The organism is Rudaea sp. 3F27F6, from assembly GCF_005503555.1.
In the GTDB taxonomy this organism is placed as follows: domain Bacteria; phylum Pseudomonadota; class Gammaproteobacteria; order Xanthomonadales; family Rhodanobacteraceae; genus Rudaea.
Genome location: NZ_SCNG01000003.1, coordinates 389,618 through 408,481, shown reverse-complemented (window position 1 = coordinate 408,481; position 18,864 = coordinate 389,618). Strand labels below are relative to the sequence as shown.

14 protein-coding genes are annotated in these 18,864 nt (G+C 63.2%); 9 read left to right on the top strand and 5 right to left on the bottom strand.

What is annotated here, in order from left to right:
• The first annotated feature begins 42 nt into the window (after positions 1 to 42).
• Both FFS30_RS14345 and FFS30_RS14340 read left to right on the top strand, forming a co-directional pair.
• Positions 43 to 2,715 (top strand): TonB-dependent receptor, encoded by a 2,673-nt coding sequence (locus FFS30_RS14345; RefSeq protein ID WP_137913854.1) that lies wholly within the window; start codon positions 43 to 45, stop codon positions 2,713 to 2,715.
• Between the two features lie 171 nt (positions 2,716 to 2,886).
• The gene (locus FFS30_RS14340; protein WP_212742480.1) at positions 2,887 to 5,175 is read left to right on the top strand and encodes a hypothetical protein; all 2,289 of its coding nucleotides are present in this window, start codon (positions 2,887 to 2,889) and stop codon (positions 5,173 to 5,175) included.
• Between the two features lie 272 nt (positions 5,176 to 5,447).
• Here the strand turns inward: FFS30_RS14340 and FFS30_RS14335 are convergent, their stop codons facing one another.
• The 3 genes from FFS30_RS14335 to FFS30_RS14325 form a co-directional block, all read right to left on the bottom strand.
• Positions 5,448 to 6,380: an alpha/beta hydrolase gene (locus FFS30_RS14335; protein ID WP_171014653.1), complete on the bottom strand. Its 933-nt coding sequence runs from the start codon at positions 6,378 to 6,380 to the stop codon at positions 5,448 to 5,450.
• Positions 6,381 to 6,641: 261 nt separating this feature from the next.
• Positions 6,642 to 7,121, bottom strand: coding sequence for a VOC family protein (locus FFS30_RS14330; protein ID WP_137913853.1), 480 nt, complete (start codon positions 7,119 to 7,121; stop codon positions 6,642 to 6,644).
• A 92-nt stretch (positions 7,122 to 7,213) separates the two neighbouring features.
• Positions 7,214 to 7,588 carry a YciI family protein gene (locus FFS30_RS14325; protein WP_137913852.1) on the bottom strand — a complete coding sequence of 125 codons (375 nt, stop codon included), beginning with the start codon at positions 7,586 to 7,588 and terminating at the stop codon, positions 7,214 to 7,216.
• Between the two features lie 546 nt (positions 7,589 to 8,134).
• Here FFS30_RS14325 and FFS30_RS14320 point away from each other — a divergent pair.
• Entirely contained in the window at positions 8,135 to 9,697 is a 1,563-nt protein-coding gene (locus FFS30_RS14320; protein ID WP_171014625.1) for a right-handed parallel beta-helix repeat-containing protein, read from the top strand.
• A 359-nt stretch (positions 9,698 to 10,056) separates the two neighbouring features.
• The gene (locus tag FFS30_RS14315; protein ID WP_137913850.1) at positions 10,057 to 10,431 is read left to right on the top strand and encodes a hypothetical protein; all 375 of its coding nucleotides are present in this window, start codon (positions 10,057 to 10,059) and stop codon (positions 10,429 to 10,431) included.
• Between the two features lie 390 nt (positions 10,432 to 10,821).
• Here the strand turns inward: FFS30_RS14315 and FFS30_RS14310 are convergent, their stop codons facing one another.
• Positions 10,822 to 12,363, bottom strand: coding sequence for an MFS transporter (locus FFS30_RS14310; RefSeq protein WP_212742479.1), 1,542 nt, complete (start codon positions 12,361 to 12,363; stop codon positions 10,822 to 10,824).
• Positions 12,364 to 12,499: 136 nt separating this feature from the next.
• On the opposite strand from FFS30_RS14310, the gene FFS30_RS14305 reads away from it, so the two are divergent.
• The 4 genes from FFS30_RS14305 to FFS30_RS14280 all read left to right on the top strand — a co-directional run bounded on the left by FFS30_RS14305 (position 12,500) and on the right by FFS30_RS14280 (position 17,073).
• Entirely contained in the window at positions 12,500 to 13,471 is a 972-nt protein-coding gene (locus FFS30_RS14305) for a LysR family transcriptional regulator (RefSeq protein ID WP_212742478.1), read from the top strand.
• A 176-nt stretch (positions 13,472 to 13,647) separates the two neighbouring features.
• Complete coding sequence (locus FFS30_RS14300; RefSeq protein ID WP_171014624.1) at positions 13,648 to 14,745, top strand: AAA family ATPase; 1,098 nt, start codon at positions 13,648 to 13,650, stop codon at positions 14,743 to 14,745.
• A gap of 1,340 nt (positions 14,746 to 16,085) precedes the next feature.
• Entirely contained in the window at positions 16,086 to 16,472 is a 387-nt protein-coding gene (locus FFS30_RS14285; protein ID WP_137913846.1) for a VOC family protein, read from the top strand.
• A 226-nt stretch (positions 16,473 to 16,698) separates the two neighbouring features.
• A complete protein-coding gene (locus tag FFS30_RS14280; RefSeq protein ID WP_212742477.1) occupies positions 16,699 to 17,073 on the top strand; it encodes a VOC family protein in 375 nt (124 codons plus the stop codon).
• A 242-nt stretch (positions 17,074 to 17,315) separates the two neighbouring features.
• On the opposite strand, the gene FFS30_RS14275 is transcribed toward FFS30_RS14280, so the two are convergent.
• Positions 17,316 to 17,888, bottom strand: coding sequence for a DUF3228 family protein (locus tag FFS30_RS14275; protein WP_137913844.1), 573 nt, complete (start codon positions 17,886 to 17,888; stop codon positions 17,316 to 17,318).
• An 83-nt stretch (positions 17,889 to 17,971) separates the two neighbouring features.
• Between FFS30_RS14275 and FFS30_RS14270 the strand changes: the two genes are divergently transcribed.
• Positions 17,972 to 18,856 carry an Hsp33 family molecular chaperone HslO gene (locus FFS30_RS14270; protein WP_137913843.1) on the top strand — a complete coding sequence of 295 codons (885 nt, stop codon included), beginning with the start codon at positions 17,972 to 17,974 and terminating at the stop codon, positions 18,854 to 18,856.
• Positions 18,857 to 18,864: the final 8 nt, after the last annotated feature.

Here is an 18,864-nt window from a genome sequence, read left to right as displayed (position 1 = left end):
GAAACCCATTTGAAACACAAACTATCCCGGGGAGTTCGATTCATGCCTGCATCTCTGTCGCGATGTCTGCGGCTTTCTCTCAGTTCCGCTCTTCTCGGCCTGCTAGTGGGCAACGCCGCCGCCGCACCCGGCGACAACGCGATGCTGGAGCGCATGGTCGAAGTCGACATCGCCGCACAGCCGTTGACGAGCGCGTTGTTCGCGCTGTCGAAGCAGGCCAGCATCCAGATCGTGACGTCGCCCGACGTCGTCGGTGGCCAGGCGAGCGGCGGCGTGCACGGGCGCATGAAGTTCCGCGACGCGCTCGAACAACTGCTGCACGGCACCCGGCTCGGCTTCCATCCGGCCGGCGCCAATACGATCGGCATCGATCCCGCGCAGGCCGGCCAGGGTGCCGCACCGAGCAGCCAGCCGACCTCGCCGCCCGGCGAGACGCAGCCAACGTCCTCGTCGCCGGCAACGCCCGACTCGAGCGCAACGCCGGCCGATCAAAGAATGCAGAGCCTGGCGACGGTGGAGGTCACCGGCACGCACATCGTGGGCGCGCCGCCCGCGTCGCCGGTCATCACGATCGGCCAGCAGCAGGCGCTCGAAGCAGGACAAACGAATCTCGGCGACGTGATCCGCAGTATTCCGCAGAATTTTTCCGGAGGCCAGAATCCCGGCGTGCATCCGGGCGGCGGCAACAGCGTCTCCAATCAAAACATCAGCGGCGGCTCGTCGCTCAATCTGCGCGGCCTTGGACAAGACGCGACATTGACCCTGTTGAACGGCCGGCGGCTTTCCTACGACGGCTTCAGCCAGGGCGTCGATATCTCGCAGATTCCGCTGTCGGCGCTCGACCGCATCGAAATCGTCGCCGACGGCGCCTCGGCGATCTACGGCTCGGATGCGGTCGGCGGCGTCGCCAACGTCATCCTCAAACCCGACTACGACGGCGTTTCCACGTCGATGCGTCTGGCACAGGCGACCAGCGGCGGCGACTTCCAGCAGCAGTACGGCGTGGTCGCCGGCAAGACCTGGGAAACCGGCGGCTTCATCGCCACGGCAGATGCGGAAAACGACACCGACATCAAGAAGCAGCAACGCAGCTACACGAATTACCTGCCCGCGCCTTACACGCTGGTGCCGAGCAACAAAGCACAGACGGCGCTCTTCAGCGGCCACCAGGCGCTCGGCGAACTGGCCGAGTTCAAGCTCGACGCCTTGTACAACCACCGCGAGTCGAACAGCTACTCGACTTCCAGCCTCGTCGGCCAAGGCCTGCTCGAGACCGAGCAGTACACGCTCTCGCCCGAACTCACGTTCCACCTGCCGGGCACGTGGAGCTTGAGCGTAGACGGACTCTATGGCCGCGACCGCAATGACGTCACCCAGCGCTACTACGCGCTGACCAACGGCGCACTGCGTTCGAGCTCGTCGAAGTGCTACTGCAACACGGTCACGGGTTGGGAAGTGAATTCGGAAGGACCGCTGCTGCGGCTGCCGGCCGGCGACGCGCGCGTCGCGCTCGGCACCGGCTATCGCGAGAACCGGTTCGAGAACCGGTCCTACCAGCCGGCGAGCCTGCAATCCGGGCAGGTACACAGCTACTACGGTTACGCGGAGTTTTACCTGCCGGTGGTGTCGCCGGACTTGAACGTGCCCCTGGTCAACCGGCTGTCGCTTAGCGCGGCGGTACGGCACGAGCGATACAGCAATTTCGGCAGCGTCACTACGCCGAAGCTCGGCCTGATCTACGCGCCGAACCGCGACGTCGACGTCAAGGCATCGTGGGGCAAGTCGTTCAAGACGCCGACGCTGGCGCAGGAATATTCGCGATATAACGCCACTCTCTGGGACCCCGTCGATCTCGGCGGCAACGGCTACCCCGGCACGGCCGCGGTGTTGATGGCTTCGGGCGGCAACGCCAATCTCAAGCCCGAACGCGCGACGAGCTGGACGGCGACGCTCGGCCTGCATCCGGAGGCGCTGCCCGCGTTCCAGGCGGAACTGAGCTACTTCCACATCGACTACAAGGACCGCGTGCTGCAGGCGATTCCCAACGTCACGGCGACGCTGACCGACCCGGCGTTCCGCCAGTTCATCAATTTCCATCCGACGCCGGCGCAGTTGCAGGACATCCTCGCGCGCGCGGGCCAGAATTTTTTCAACTACACGAACTACGACTACGACCCGAACAACGTCTTCGCGATCGTCAACGATCTGTACGTCAACGTCGCTTCGCAGCAGATCCACGGTATCGACTTGTCCGGCAGCTACCGTTTCGACTGGGGCTCGGATTCGCTCACGTTGAACGGCAGCGCGAGCCGGCTCGTCAGCCGGCAAAAGAGCAACGATCTGGCGCCGTACTTCGACCTGGCAGGCACGGTGTTCAATCCGCCGCATTGGCGCGCGCGCCTCGGCGCGACCTGGGAACGGGGGCCGCTGACGCTGTCGGGGTTCTACAACTACTTCGGCGGCGTCACCGACACGACGCTGACGCCCGCGGTCGACGGAGACTCGATGCAGACCGTCGACCTGACCGGGATCTACCATTTCCGCGACCGCGCGACGTTGTTGCGCGACGTCGACCTGTCGCTGTCGATACAGAACCTCGGCAACGAGCGGCCGCCCTACAAGACGCTCGCCAACCGCTTCAATCTGAACTACGACTCGACCAACTATTCGGCCATCGGCCGCTTCGTCAGCGTGACGGTCAGCAAGAAATGGTGATCGGCAGATGGCCGCCCGGCGGCGAAATCGCCGGCCGGCGCGCGCCGCGTTTCGACCCGGCGTGAAGCCGTGGGACCGGGACCGCGAACACGTGGACGCGCCGCGTCGCCCAGCCCGGTCCGCACGCGATGCCACCCCCTCGATCCTGCACAAATTTCCTTGAGGTCAGCCATGTCCAACCGATCCGCCTGCTGGGCCCTGGCCGGCATCCTGCTCGCGCAACCCCTCTTCGCCGGCGAGGCCGCGACGTGGCCCGTCGCCACGCTGGCCGACGCCATCGGCATGCAGCGCATCCAGTACAGCGCGGCGCAGCGCGCGTTCGGCGGTCCGGTCGCGGCGATTTCGCCGAACGGAGAGAAAGCAGCCGTGGTGATCTGGCACGGCGATCTGCAGCGCAACGTCAACGTGTACACGCTGACCTTGCTCGACATCCGCCTACCGTTGTCGGCCGCGCGCAAGCCGGTGCCGGTGCTGTCACTCGATTTCGCCGGCGATCCGGACGATCCGGTCGCCTCGCCGATGTCGCAACTGACTTTTCTCGACGACAACCGCACGATCACCTACCTCGGCCGCGACGGCGACAACGTCGCCCAGGCTTTCGCGGTCGATACGCAGACGTCGCAGGTTCGCCAGCTCACCCATCACGCGACCCGGGTGCATACGTTCGTCGCCGGCGCCGACGGCAGGCCGCTGGCCTACGCGGCGACGTCGCCGATCGGCAATGACGAGCGTGCGCAGCGCATGGCGGAAGACGGTGTGTTCGTCTGGGACAGACGCCTCTTTCCGGTGCAGATGAATTACTTCTCAGCGTTTCCGCTGCTGTGGAAGAGCAACGGCCAGACGCGCCAGTACTTCCTCGCCGACGGCGCGCGGCCGGATCCGATTTTCGACTCCGCGCAGAGCCGCCCGGCGAAAACGCCGGATATGCGCGATCACACGGCCGCGAACAATTTCGCCTTTACTCTCGCCGACGAGACCGCGCTGCGCGGTTGGGCATCGCTGACCGGCGATTCGTCGGGAAAGTATCTGCTGCTGTATCCGTACGCGCTCGCCGGACACGACATGCACACGGAACGCTACGCGTACTATTCCGCCGGTCGCGGCGCGAACGACTACAAGAAGCGCATGGCCGCGCCATACGGCCTCGTCGATGCGCACAGCGGGCGCATCGAGCGCCTGATCGACGCGCCGCATCCGCAATTCGACGGCGAGGAAAGCGGCGATCCGCTCTGGACGCCCGACGGCAAGTCGGCGATTCTCTACACCCTGCTGCCCGACGCGCCGGCCGAGGCCCCGCGCTGGGTCGAGGTCGATATCGCGACGCGGCGCATGACTTCGCTGGGCCTGCCGAAATCGTGGCGGCCGGTCGCTTGGACCGACAACGGCACCGGCCTCGTGCTGAAAGGCCCCGGCGGCCGTTTCGGCCTGCTGCATCGCGACGCCGACACGGGCTGGAATGGCTTCCGCGATCTCGGCGCGGCGCAGGGATTCAATCCGGACTGGCCGGTGGCGAGCAATGGCCGCCTCGTGATCGGCGTGAAGGACGCGAGCCTGACGCCGCCCGAACTCGCCGCCTACGATCTCGTCACCCGGCGCACGACGTTGTTGAGCGACCTCAATCCGGACCTGCACCGGCGCCGCTACGGCGCGGTCGAAACGCTGCGGTGGCGCAGCGCACAGGGGAAAGACGGCTCGGGCTTCCTGATCAAGCCGGTCGGCTACCGCCGCGGCGAACGCTATCCGCTCGTGATCCTGCTCGACGACGAAACGCTGCACCAGGACGGCAACCCGTTCTTGCTCGACGGCGTCATGCAGCTCAGCGGCCACGCCGTGCAGATGCTCGCCGCGCAAGGTTTCATGGTGCTCTACGCGCGCGAGCCGGACCTGCACGACGTACTGCTGACGCCGGAGGAAGGCGTGCGCATGCGCGAACACATCGAAGGCGCGATCGCCCGACTCGATCGCGACGGCTTGATCGACCCGCAGCGGATCGGCCTTTCCGGATGGAGCCGCGCCGGCTACTACACCGACTACGTGCTGATGCACTCGTCGATTCCGTTCGCCGCCGCGGCGACGAACGACGGCGGCGGCGTGGAATACGACGAAGGCATGCGCCCGTTCACCGACGAGGAGCTGCATCGCATCCGCACCCCGCTGCTGATCGAACCGCACAAGCTCGCCTCGCTGGTCCAGCAGACCGCGATGGCGGACCGCATGGCCGCATGGGGGCAGCCGACCGAGATCCTCTACTTCGCGAGCGGCGCGCATCTGATCTCGCGGCCGCAGCATCGCCAACGCTCGCTCGGCACGCACATCGATTGGTGGCGCTTCTGGCTGCAGGGATACGAGGACGCCGATCCGGCCAAAGCCGATCAATACCGGCACTGGGAAGACCTCTGCGCGAAGCAGAAGAAAAACCATCCCGACAATCCGACCGCGTGCACGGCAGGCAAGTCTTGAGGCGCGCGGCGCGCACCGGGCGATCTTGCCACTGCCGACTCGGCGCACGGACGTGACGCGGTGCGGTTAATCCGCGCCCGATTTCGAGGTCGCCGCGAGCGTCTTCCGACAGCCGGAATCCGGCGCGAGGCGACGCAGCACGACACGGTTGCGCCCCAACCGGCGCGCGCCGCTTTGCGCGCGCCGAGATTTTCCGGCGCCGTCGCTGTCACGCGGCGCGCGCCATCGCGGCGTCGACGCCGAACCGGAATGGCGGACCGCCAGCGGGAAGGCTAGTTGGGCAACATCCCGATCGTGCGCAGCCAGGTCTCGACGAGCCCCGGCCATTGCGTGATCGGCTGATCGGTGCGGCGCAACCCGAACGCATGGCCGCCATGCGGATACAGATGCAATTCGGTCGGCACGTCGGCTTTCATCAGCGCGAGGTAGTACGTGAGCGATTCGTGGATGTTGTCGACGGGGTCGTCCTGTGCCTGCAGGATGAACGTCGGCGGCGCATCCTTGGTGACGCGAAGGCCATTGGCGGGCTTGCGCATGCCGTCGTCCACGTAGTCCCAGATGTGGCCTGGATAAAGCACGACGGCGAAATCCGGCCGGCTGCTCTGCTTGTCGGCGGCATCGACCGGCGTGTAACGCCGCTTGGGTTCGTTGCTGACCCAGGCGACGAGATGGCCGCCGGCGGAAAATCCGAGCACGCCGATCTTGTGCGCATCGATGCCCCACTCGCCGCCGCGTTCGCGCAGCAGGCCGATCGCGCGTTGCGCATCCTGCAGCGCCATCGGCACACGCGGCATGTCCAGACCGTAGGGGCCGCCGCCGGGCACGCGATACTTCAGCACGACGCAGGTCACGCCCTTGGCCGTGATCCAGTCGCAGACTTCGGTGCCTTCGATGTCGATCCAAAGATTGTGGTAGCCGCCGCCCGGAAAAACGACGATCGCGGCCCCCGTTTTCGCGCCCTTGGCCGCAAACACCGACATCGTCGGGCGCACCACATTTTCGACGATGGTCGACGGGCGCCCTGCGACCAAGCTCTGGCTTTGCTCGGTGCTCTCTTCGCCTTTCACGTCGGGACGGACGATCTTCGCGTTCTCGGGCCACAGCGGAATCTGCTCGGCGCCGGCCGGCGGCGACCATTCCTTCGCCCAGCCCGCCTGCGCCAACAGCATCGCCAGCGCCGCGACGCGGCAGAGCAAACCGTCCATTCGTTTCATGCCGCCTTCTCCATCGGATGCGACTCGCCGCTGCGCGCCGTCGCGCAGCATTTTCTTCGGTCATTCTGCCCGAATGGAGTCCGAGCGATGGCAAACTCAGGGCTGCAGCCGGATGTCGACAAGCTCAGGTCGGGCGGCCTGACGGGCGTCAAAACAACTGCTGTGATTATGTTTGCCGAACGGCAACTGCGTCTTCGCGCAATACACTAGACGATGCGCGCCAGCGTTGCAGCCGGCGCGCATAAAGCAGCCTCAACCGCGCCGCGCCGCCTCGATCTTGGCGATATCGATCTTCGACATTTTCATCATGGCGTCGAACGCGCGCTTGGCCGCCGCGCGATCGGGATCGGTGAAGGCTTCCGTCAGAGCGCGCGGCGTGATCTGCCATGACAATCCCCATTTGTCCTTGCACCAGCCGCAGGCGCTTTCCGCGCCGCCGTTGCCGACGATCGCGTTCCACAAGCGGTCGGTTTCTTCCTGGTCGTCGGTCGCGACCTGAAACGAGAACGCCTCGCTGTGCTTGAAGGTCGGGCCGCCGTTCAAGCCGAGGCAAGGGATGCCCATGACCGTGAACTCGACGGTCAGGACATCGCCCTGTTTGCCGTCGGGATAGTCGCCCGGTGCACGATGGACCGCGCCTACCGTGCTGTCCGGAAACGTCTCGGCGTAGAACTTCGCGGCATCGAGCGCGGTGCCGTCGTACCAGAGGCAAATCGTGTTCTTGCTGATCATTTTGTTCTCCCGTTAAGAATGAAAGTGTGCAGCCGTGCGATGAGGACAAACGGACTAGCCGGCCGCTTCTTCGCTTCTGCACTTGTCGTGCATCAAATCGAAGGATTTCCAAATTCGTAGAGCGGACGGATCTCGATCTCGCTCGGCCCAGGCATCGGATTCGGGCAACGCTTTACCCACTCGGTCGCCTCGTCCATATCCTTGACTTCCCATAGCCAGAACCCGGCAACCAGCTCATTGGTCTCGCTGAAAGGACCGTCGGTGATCGTACGGCCGGGGCCGTCGAACGCGACCCGCCTGCCTTTCGAGGACGGCTGAAGACCGGCCGCACCGACAAAGATGCCGGCTTTGCTCAACTCGTCGTTGAACTTGCCCATCGCCTCCATCATCGCGGCCTCCCGCGGCAAGGAAGGATCAAAGCCTTTTTCGCTGTCTTCCGTCGCCTTCACTAGCACCATCACGCGCATCGTCTTTCTCCTGAGTTTGAGTTCTGCATTTCGGTCTTGCATTGAAACGACGAGCGGCGTTTATGCAAATCGACATTGCTGCAAAATTTTTTCGACGTTGCTGAATTCGGGACTGGGTCTGACTGCGTTTTCACGCCTTCGCCGCGAGAATTTGGCTGCGCAAGCGCTTGTCGCCTGCAGGCAATTGATCGGCATCCGATACCCACTTGATCCGATGCGCCTGTATCGCATCAATCGTTGATGCGGACGCAATGCGCCACGCGGCTCGGCGCGCTGCCGGCCCTGGAAAGAATGTACTTCCAACCGGCCAACACAAGCGTGGCTCGCATGAGCATCGCTCACGATAGTGCGCAGGCCCGCGTGCACAGAGAATCGGCGTAACGCTCGACACGAAGATTCATCACCGACGATTCCGCCCTTCACGCTCGGCGCCGTATCAATACCAACTGCATAGAGGAGGGAAATATGTTCGACTTGAATTTCATTTCCGCAAATCGCTCGCGAGTGGGTTTGTTGGCCGTGGCCCTGGCGGCGAGCTGCTGCGCAATGACCGCTGAGGCGGCCACCTATTACATCGATGCCGTGGCCGGCTCGGACAGCGCCGCCGGCACCAGCGCAACGACTGCGTGGCAAACGCTGACGAAGGCGAATGCGACGACGTTTGTCGCCGGCGATCAGATTCTGCTGCACACCGACCAACGCTGGTCGGGACAACTTCATCCGCTGGGCTCCGGCACGTCCACATCGCCGATCGTCATTTCGAGCTACGGCGGCGGCGCGAAGCCGATCATCGACGGCGGCACGCTGAGCGGCGGCGGCGCGGTCTATCTGCTCAATCAAGGCGGTTGGACCATCGACGGCCTCGAAGTTGTCAGCAATTCGGGCGTCAACAATCTCGGCACCGCTTCAGCAGGCGGCATCAACCGCAGCGGCATCTTCATCGATAACGAAGCCGGCGGCATCTTGTCCGGCATCACGGTGCAGAACAACTACGTGCACGACGTCAACGGCTGCTTCATCTGCAGCGGCGTCGACGGCCACGGCAACGGCGGAATCGTTTTTCTCGCGGACGGGTCGAACATCATCGCCGCGAACGTCCTGACGCTGGGATACGAAAGCTACGACAACGTGCACATCCTCAACAACACGGTCAGCAACGTGGGGCGCGGAGGTATCGTCTTCTGGGACAACTCGACCGGAATCAGCTATGCCCTGGTCTACGCGCCGGCGCTGAGCAACAACATCACGATTCAAGGCAACCAGGTGTACGACGTCGACGGTGACGGCATCACCATGTCGGGCGCGCAGAACAGTCTGATCGACCACAACCTCGTCGGCGGAGCGGGCTTGAAGACCGTCGATTCGACCGAGCCCTCGTCGGGCGGCATCTGGGTCATGAAGACGATCGGCGTCACCATGCAGTACAACGAGGTGTACGGCGTGCTCACTCATCAGGTCGACGGACAAGCCTTCGACAACGACTTTTTCGCGCACAACACCATCATTCAATACAACTACAGCCACGACAACCAGGGCGGCTTCCTGTTGATGATGGGCAACCCGGTATTGGCCGGGACGAATCTCACCGTGCGCTATAACCTCAGCGTCAACGACAGCTGGGGCGGCACCAAGGGCGTGTTCACCTCGGAGTACGGAATCGTCGGCACCGTCTCGATCTACAACAACACGGTATACATCGCACCGGGATTGGCCTCCAACCCGATCTTGTGCGATTCGTGTCTTCCCTATTTCGTGAATGCGAATATTTGGAATTTCAAGAACAACATCATCGCCAACTTCGGCACCGGCAACTACACCAATCCGGCGGGACCGTACGTCGCCTTCTCCAACAACTTGTTCTACGGCAACCACCCATCGGGCGAACCCGCCGATGCGCACAAGATCACGAGCGATCCCCAGTTCGTCTCGCCTTTGGCGGTCGCGCCGTACGGTCTCGGATCGGTATCGGGATATCAAGTCGGACCCGGGTCGCCGGCGATCGGTGCCGGCGCCGTCATCTCGAACAACGGCGGCAAGGATTACTTCGGCCGCAACGTGTCGACGACTGCCGCGCCGACGCTCGGTTTCTTCGAGGCGAACGCGTTCTGATCGTGCCTGCATCGCATGGCTCCGCGGCGTTCGATGGCGCGCATCGACGGAGCGATGCGGGCGGCTTCCTGTTCTGACGTGGCGACGAACGGGCCATACGAGCCGGAGCACTATCGCCACTGATCGGCCTGCAGGTCATTGTCGTTTGAAACGAAACGGGCGCCGAGAGGCGCCCGTTTTCTTTGGCCGCACCGAAAGCAGACTCCGATCGCAGTTTCAGATTTCGATCCCGGAAAGGAGACTCACACCTCGGTCTTGCCCCCGGCCTCATTCGGTATCCTCGCATCCCTTGCGGCCACGGCCGCTCAGATCAGGTGTTCGACTAATCAGAGTAAGTTCAACCAACCAAGGGGCTTCGCATGTACAACGTGTCGGTTACGAACAACTACATCTATTCCATGTTTATGGACGGCGGCAACCGGATCATCGCCGACCCACACGGGGGCAAGGCCCACCTCACCGACTGGGGCAACCACGCGCTCAACCTGTCGTGGATGGGTGACATCAACTTTATCGACTTGGGCAAGAAGAAACTCGATCCCTACACGGACCCCAAGCTCCCGTGGACCGAGGCCACGTTCGGCGGTCTGATTCGGTACCGCGGCCAGGATGCGTACTTTCGCTACGAGGGCCAAGGGCAAGTGGACCTCGTGGTGGACGACGTCGGCTCCGTCCATCTTCACTTTCCGCAAGGCGGAATGATCATCCGCTTGGATGACCTGACGGTGAGTTGAGCGGAGAGAGCTGCACGGCCCGCTCACCGATAACCGAGCTATCCAATTCGGCGTCCCTATGGAAGAGCCGCACAATCCGAAAGACGATCGTCATCGATCTGCTTGCAGATCAGCCAACTTGAAACGAAACGGGCGCCGAAAGGCGCCCGTTTTCTTTGCGTCGAACAAAACTGGAATTCGACCCTGTGTCACTCATCGCCTGCGCGACGGCTTACGCGGGGTGATAGACGGCCGCAACGACAGCGGAATCCGATCGGCATTGAGAAACGCGTGAAAATCTTTAACACACGTTTGCCGCCATGCGTAGTGACCGACGAGATATCCGCTCGAACCAGTTTGATCATAGTCCGTGCTTGAGAAATACCGTGGCCCTGCCCGAACGCAACGCGCTCAAGCGCGCGACTCCTCCACATGATGAGCATGCTGCGAACTCAGCAGAGTGAACATCACGCCGGCAGTGAGCGCGCTGAGCACCGAGAGGAAGACCAGCAACTTCTGGAACGCATCGTCGTAGGTGGCACGCAGCAAACCGTCGGGCGCGTGGATGAGCAGGCTCGCGGCATGTTGCAGATCACCCGTGGCCGTGCGGATCGAGATTTCGGTCAGGGCATCTTCTGGCATCGGCACTTGCGTTGCAGACAGCAACGCCGTGCGCACGAACGCCGCAAGGATCGCCGTGGCGACGGCATAGGCCAGTCCGTCACCGACCAGGCGCACTGCATTGAAGATGCCGGTCGCCATGCCGGCCTGTTCTTTCGGCACAACGCTTACTGCCATGCCGTCCATGAGGCCCCATGGCAGGCCGACGCCGATACCGATCAGCAGCATCGGCGCGACGGTGCCCGCATGCTCGAACGCAATCACCCGGCTGAGCCAGTACAAGCCGACCGCGGCGATCAGCAGACCGACGCCGCAGAGCAGGCCGACGGTAAACCAGCGCGCGAGCGCCGAAGCGATCATCGGCACCACGAGCAACGGCAGCGACAGCGCGATCATGCGCAGGCCCGCATCGAGCGCGCCCTGCCCCTCTACGCCGATCATGCGCGCCGGCAGCAGGAACAGCAGTACGACGTAACTGTAGGCAGGCGCGAGCGCCAGGCATTGCACGCCGACGAAGCGCGCATTGCGGAACAAGCGCAGGTCGAGCATCGGGTCGGCCGCGCGCAATTCGACGACAACGAAGATCGCCCACAGCGTGAGCGCGGCGGCGATGGAACCGACCACCCAGGGATTCAGCCAACTGCGCTCGGGCGCAAGAATGACCGCATACGTCAGCAGCGCTAGCGCGAGGGTGAAGGACACGGCACCCGGCCAGTCCAAGCCTCTCGGCGCGGGATCGCGCGTTTCGCGCGCATAGACTTTCGTCATCAGCGCGGCGAGCACGGCAAGCAGCGCCGGTATCCAGAACACCCAATGCCAGTTCAAGACCTCGACGAGGACGCCGCCGAACAGCGGACCGAACGCGCCGCCCGCGCCGAAGGTCATGCCGATCAGACTGAAAACGCGAACGCGCGCCATGCCGTGAAACACCTGGGTGAGGCTCGCCACGGCGCCGGCGAATCCCGCAGCCGCACCGAGGCCCTGGGTAAGCCGAAGGAGGTCCAGCCACGCGACCGAAGGCGACCACGGAATGAGCGCCGTCGCCAGCGCGAACAGCAGCAGTCCGACCAGCCACACGCGCTTGCGGCCGTAGATGTCGGCGAGGCTGCCGGCGACCATCGTGGTGCTGCCGTAGGTGAGCAGGTAGGCGTTGTTGATCCAGTTCAGCGCGCTGGCGCTGCCGCCGAGATCGGCGCGAATCGCAGGGACCGACATGGCCGGGCTGGCGATGCTGAGCGGAATCAGCGCGGCGGTCAGGCAGACAGTCAGCAAAAGCCGGACGTTGCCGGCAGTGGTGTCGTCCGCAGAGGACGTGGCTTGTCGAGTGTGCATGGGAAGGCCGATATGAGCGTGAGTCGCATGGGCGCCGCGCTTGCGCGGGTTTCGCCGATGACCGGCCTTTGATGATAAATTTTCGCCAATAGGCGAAAAACAACGCCGAATTCTTTACTCAAGTGACTTTAAAGTCATGAATAGACGCTCGCTGGACAGCTTGAACGGCATAGTCGTCTTCGTCCGTGTAGTCGAGGCCGGCAGCTTCGTCGATGCCGCGCGCGTGCTCGGCCTGTCTCCCTCGGCGGTCAGCAAAGGCGTGTCGCGGCTCGAAGCGCATCTCGGCGCGCGCCTGTTCCGGCGCAATACGCGTAGCGTGACCTTGACGACCGAAGGCGAACTTTTTCTCGAACGCTGCCGCCGCGTGCTCGGCGAAATCGAGGCGGCGGAGCACGAGCTCGCGGACGCCGGCCGCCTGCCTCGCGGCAAATTGAAAATCAGCCTGCCGCTGGTCAGCGGCCTGATCCTGCCGGTGCTGTCGGCGTTCATGCGCGAATATCCGCATGTTCAACTCGACCTCGATTTCAGCAACCGCCTGGTCGATGTGATCGAAGAAGGTTTCGACGCGGTCGTGCGCACCGGCGTGCCAGCCGATTCGCGCCTGCAGAGCAAGCGACTCGGCAGTCATCGCGAAATTCTCGTCGCTGCGCCGGCCTATCTCGACGCGCACGGCGTGCCGCAGACTCCCGCTGATCTTTCTGCGCATGCCTGCCTGCACCATCGCTACTCGAGTTCGGGCCAGTTGAGCCGCTGGGCGTTCCCGCAGGAAAACCTGCCGCCCGACTGGCGCCTGCCGGTGACGATGGTGAGCAACAATATGGAGACGCTGGTCTATTTCGCGACGCAAGGCCACGGCATTGCCTGCGTGCCCGACTTCACCGTGCAGCAGGCGTTGGCGAGCGGCGAGCTGCAGAGCGTGCTCGGCGACTGCATCGAAAACGCGAGCACGTTCTGGCTGCTGTGGCCCGCGGTGCGTCCGCTGCCGCCGCGGCTGCGCGTGTTCATCGATTTTATGAGCGCGAATCTCTTTCCGGGATCGCGCGAGGGCAGCCCACCGGCCGAACCGACGAAAGCCCGGCATCGAAAATCTTTAATCTCGCCGCACTAGATTTGCATCGAAGGCGTATCCGTCGAAGCCCGGCACGAGCACGCAAACGCGCTCCGGCTTCAATGCGATACTGCCGGAAAAACGCGAGCGGCATTTCCGACGAGGAAATCCGTCGTTCACGACCCGGGATCTCAATCCGTACAAACATCTTCCTACGAGCCGCACGGCCAATCTCTATGACTCAGCAGGACAAGGCTTCCAACAATCGCTACCTCACCGCGAGCATCGCTTTGCAGGAATGGGATACGCCCGGAGCGCTGCTCAAGATGCGCCTCGCGACCGCGGTCGAAGACGCGGTCACGCGCTATCCGATTCATCGCACCCTGCAGTTCGCCGCACGCCGGCCGCTCGACGAACTGTTCGACGCTCTGGCCCTCGAACTCGGCTGGCGCGCGCATCGCTTCGATACCAGTCAACTCGTGCTCGAATCCGACGGCCTGTTCGCGAGCGCGCGCGGCTATCGCAAGAACGACTACAGCTCGTCGCACATCGGCATCTGGGCGGATTCGCGCGAACGCGCGCAAGCCGCCTGCGACGCGATCCTCGCCCTGGTCGGCTCGTCGCGCATCAGCGAGCCGATGTTCACCATCGACTGGCACTTTCTGACCGGGCGCGGCGAACTCGAAAACGCCGCGATCGAGGAGCTCGCCAACGACTTGATCCTCGACGAGGCGTATCCGTACCTGCCCGGTGGCGTCAACGCCTTCATCGAACGCTATCTCGACTCTCCCGAGACTGTGCTCGTCCTGCAAGGGCCGCCGGGCACCGGCAAGACGCGCCTGATCCGCGGCATACTCGGCGCAATCGCACGCCGCGACCGCGGCCATGCGTCCGCGCTATACACAGGCGACAAAAAGACCACGGAGAGCGACCAGATTTTCGTCGCCTTCATCACCGGCTGGCACGATGCGTTCGTCGTAGAGGACGCCGACCACCTGCTGCGCCCGCGCGCCGACGGCAACGAAAACCTGCATCGATTCCTCACCATCGCCGACGGCGTCGTGCGCTCGCAGGGGCGCAAGATCATCTTCTCGACGAACCTGCCGAATGTGAAAGACCTCGACGACGCGCTGATCCGTCCGGGCCGCTGCTTTGCCCACGTGATGACGCGCGAGTTGACGATGAACGAAGCCGCGGCGCTTTACGAGAAACTTCTGACGCAGCCGGACGCAAACCAAGGCGCGCCCGAGAGGACCGCGATGAAAACGGCAAAGTCGTTGTCGCTTGCGGAGGTCTATCGGATGGCGCGGGGAGAGCCCGTACGGATCGAGTGAGATTTTTCGCTTACGTCGTACTTCGAGGCGGGAGTACGCTTCCAAGAACGACTCGGTATCGCCTGTCCCGTCCTCGATACGCAAGCTGCAAAGCGTCTACACAAGATGCTCATGAACTACGCTTGGCTCTGCTTGTCTGCAATCGGGGAACTCTTCAGGTCGCATCGAAAAGATGGTGTCTGCCCAGATTTCATACTTATTGCATCCAACTAGATGTCGGCGTACCGCCGCCAGCATTTCGTTGTTGGCCGCATGAGCATTTGGCGCCCCAAAAGCGTTGTACTCATCTCGGTAACACGCGTGTTCTTACTTGCCGCCATTATTCATTTGGGACAAATCATCTATGGTGGCTTCGTCGGAGTCGATGATGGGTCCACCTTCGTCGGCTTTCCTTTCGTCTTTGCATCCTGGTCCGGCGGCGTGTGCTTCGGCACTTGCTCCACATTTCGCGCGGCCTCTCTTCTTGGCACACTCGCTTTTTGGGCGGCCTTGGCCTCAGGCACTGCGTATTTTTTTCTCATCAGGCGATCGAGGCGCCGGCACGACGAAACCTAGGCGTTCGTTCAAACGAGCCACAGCAATGCCTTGCAGTATGCTGGCAGCTATCGCGGCCGCGGCCGCTCAGCCTAAGCCTCGGGTCTTTTCACATGATCGGTCGCGCCGCCCGAATTGGGCTTCTGCTCGCAGCAGCGCCGCTCCTGAACGGATGCGGCGCGCTTAGCTGCGCTGATAGCGACCCGATACTCGAAAGAGTGAAAAAGCTGGACCACGATTACCTCTCGCAACTATACGAGTACGCCGCGTCGGGCCAGTGCAAATTTACCTGCAGCCCACCCCTGTTGAACCGTTTATCCGGCCTCGGCAATCGCGCTCCCGTTTTTGAGGTAGTACCGCGCAGGCAGGCACAGATCAAATTGAGCGTCTGCATGGACGAAGGCGTCATCTTGATCTTCAGAGCAATCGGCACACCCGATGCGGCTATCACGGTCATATCGAGTCATGACGGTGTGACGTGGAATGAAGCGGTCCTGTGGTCGAACAGTCAGTCCAACCACGACGTCCGATAGCTTCATTCCGATTTCGGCTTCCCAAGCAGGAAAGCAATCATTTGTACTTGTGGTTCAAGTCGTTCTAACGGTATTGGCCGCTATGATCGATGTCGGACAGCAGGAGCAAGTGCTCTTGAGCTGATCAATCCAACGTGCACGGCGGTTGACCGTTCACCCCAACGAGCCACCACGACGGTGCATGCGTTAAGATCGCGAACAATGCGATCCGCGACCGCTTGGCTCATGGATCAGACCCCTCACGAATTTACACACGTCACCCAGAGGCTTTATATGAAACGAGTAACTGGCATTGGCGGCATCTTCTTCAAATCGAAAGATCCGAAGGCACTCGCCGAGTGGTACCGGGTTCACCTCGGTGTCGATGTGCAAGCATGGGGCGGTGCTGCGTTTCGATGGGTAACGCCCGAGAATCCGTCCGGCACCGGGACGACCGCGTGGAGTCCGTTCAAGGCCGACACGACCCACTTCGAGCCGAGCCAGGCGTCTTTCATGGTCAACTATCGCGTCGCCGATCTGCATGCTTTGCTCGCCGCGCTGCGCAGCGAAGGCTGCAACGTCATCGACAAGATCGACGAATCCGAGTACGGCAAGTTCGGTTGGGTCATCGATCCCGATGGCAACAAGCTGGAACTGTGGGAGCCGCCAGCCGGACAGTGACCGCGGGGCTTGATCCATCGCTGAGGCGTGGCCTGATTGCTCGTTTGAGCGGATTGCCGCGAGATGATCGCGGCGCCATGCCGAGCCAGATAACGTCCCGCGCTTTCTGTTGCAGGAACCACTGACTCACGCGCAAGCCGCATCGAGAGCCTTTATGCAGAGTCCGCTCACGTCGAATCAGTCGATGCCCGAATCCGCAGTCATTCCCGTACTGCTGTATACGAGCGTGCCCAATGCGTCGGCTTGGTTATGCCGCGCCTTCGGATTTACCGAGCGCCTGCGCATCGGCTCTCATCGCTGCCAGTTGAATTCGCCTGGCGGCTTTGGCGCGCTGGTCGTTGCGCAAGGCGGTTCGCCGGCCGTGAACGCATCGAACTCGGTGATGGTGCGCATTCGGGGGATCGACGATCACTTTCGCACAGCCTGCGCCAATGGCGCCAAAGTGATTCAAAGCCCGGAAACGCATATGTATGGCGAGCGCCAATACACCGTTGCCGACCCTTATGGTCACGTCTGGACGTTCAGCGAATCCGTCCAAGATGTCGATCCCGAATCTTGGGGCGGCGAGTATTTCGGCGCGAATGGAAACACCGCGGCCTGATCAGTCGCTCGAACCGGTTCATGTCGGCATTGAGCGCGGCGCGGGCCTTCGCGTAGACGCCGCTTAATCGCGCCATTGAATCCGCGCGATGAAGTTTGAACCGTTCGCACTGAGCGTAGCCGCGCAGCGGCAAAGTCGAAGTGCCGCTGCTACAGGCTTCGACTTCGCGCCTTCGGCGCTACGCTCAGCACGAACGGATTCCACACATATTCGTACCGCATCAATCATGTTCGCCGAAGACGTTATGGCCGCCAGTTGGCGTTGTTTTCCCAGAAGTCGACGCTGCGTCGGTACGCCTCGCGGTCGAGCGGTATGCCCGAGCCGCCTTCCTCGACACCGAGCGCGTTGCGCATCATGGTGATCGGCGCCATCGGAATTTCCGCGGGCTCGGCCGTGTAGAGGCAACCGACGACGCCCCAGTCGGCATCGACCGGCGTTCCTTCCTTCGCCATCTGCTCACGGCTGTAGAGGATGACGACGAGATAGTTCGCGACCGGCGCGTCGACGCCCTCGAACCAGCGCACGAGCACGGGCAGCTCGTCTTTCGTGCGCGCTTCGTAGGCCGAGCGCAGCAGATGCCGATTGGCCTCATTGATTGGCACGGTCAGGCAGCGCGTCGAGGTCCAGTTGCGATGCACGTGCAGCTTGCAGAACGGCGCATAGCCGTCGAGCACCGCCAGCGGCGCCTCGTCGTTGAGGCGGCGCTCGAACTGCTCGGGCGTGCAGTCTTGTATGGTGTTGCGGCGGCGCTCTTTCGGAAAAAGGCGCGCGCGGGCGAAGTCGGTGAGTACGATCAGACGGATTTCCTCTTGCATAGTACGCCCGGCGCCCGCATACACTGGCGCCCGCGGCGGCAACGTGCCGCGGCTGCATTTCACCAGATTCGACGATGCGAGTCATGACGATATCCAACGATTTCCTCCACCGTTTCCAGCTCGAACACGCCGGCGTGCGCGGTGCCATCGTGCGTCTCGACGAGACCTGGCAGCGTATCCGCGCGAACGGCGACTACGCGGGCCCGCTCGCCGACCTGCTCGGCCGCACCGTGGCGGCGAGCGCGCTGTTCACCAGTCCGATCAAGTTCGAGGGGCGCCTGTCCATCCATCTGCGTGAAAGCGGCGCGTTGCGCCTGCTCTTCGCCGACTGCACGCACGACGGGCAGTTGCGCGGCATCGTGCGCTGGGACGGCGAGCCACCGAAAACCGCGATAACGCTCGAGCCCACGGCGCGCCTGGCGATCACGATCGAAAATTCGATTACCGATTCGCGCTATCAGGGCCTCGTCCCGGTCGAGAGCGGCGATCTCTCGCGCGCATTCGAGGGCTACTTCGAGCGCTCCGAACAGTTGCCGACGCGGCTCGTACTCGCCGCAGCCGACGACCGCTGCGGCGGCCTGATGTTGCAGCAGGTCGCGACCGCGGGCGGGGCTCCGCTCGGCGACGCCGACGGCTGGAACCGCGCCGAACATCTGCTCGCGACGCTCACGCCCGACGAGTTGCTGCGCCTGCCGTCCGAGCAGGTGCTGCTGCGCCTGTTCCACGACGAAGGCGTGCGCCTGCAGCCGGCGCAGCCGCTCGCGTTCGGCTGCACCTGCTCATACCAGCGCGTCAGCGACATGCTGCGTTCGCTCGGCCGTGCCGAGAACCAGGCAGTGCTCGCCGAACAAGGCTCGATCCAGGTGACCTGCGAGTTCTGCAACCGCCAATACGTGTTCGACGAGGCCGACGTCGCCGCGGTGTTCGCCGACACCCCGGCCGAAGCGGAGCCGTCGCGGCGCCACTGACGCGGGCG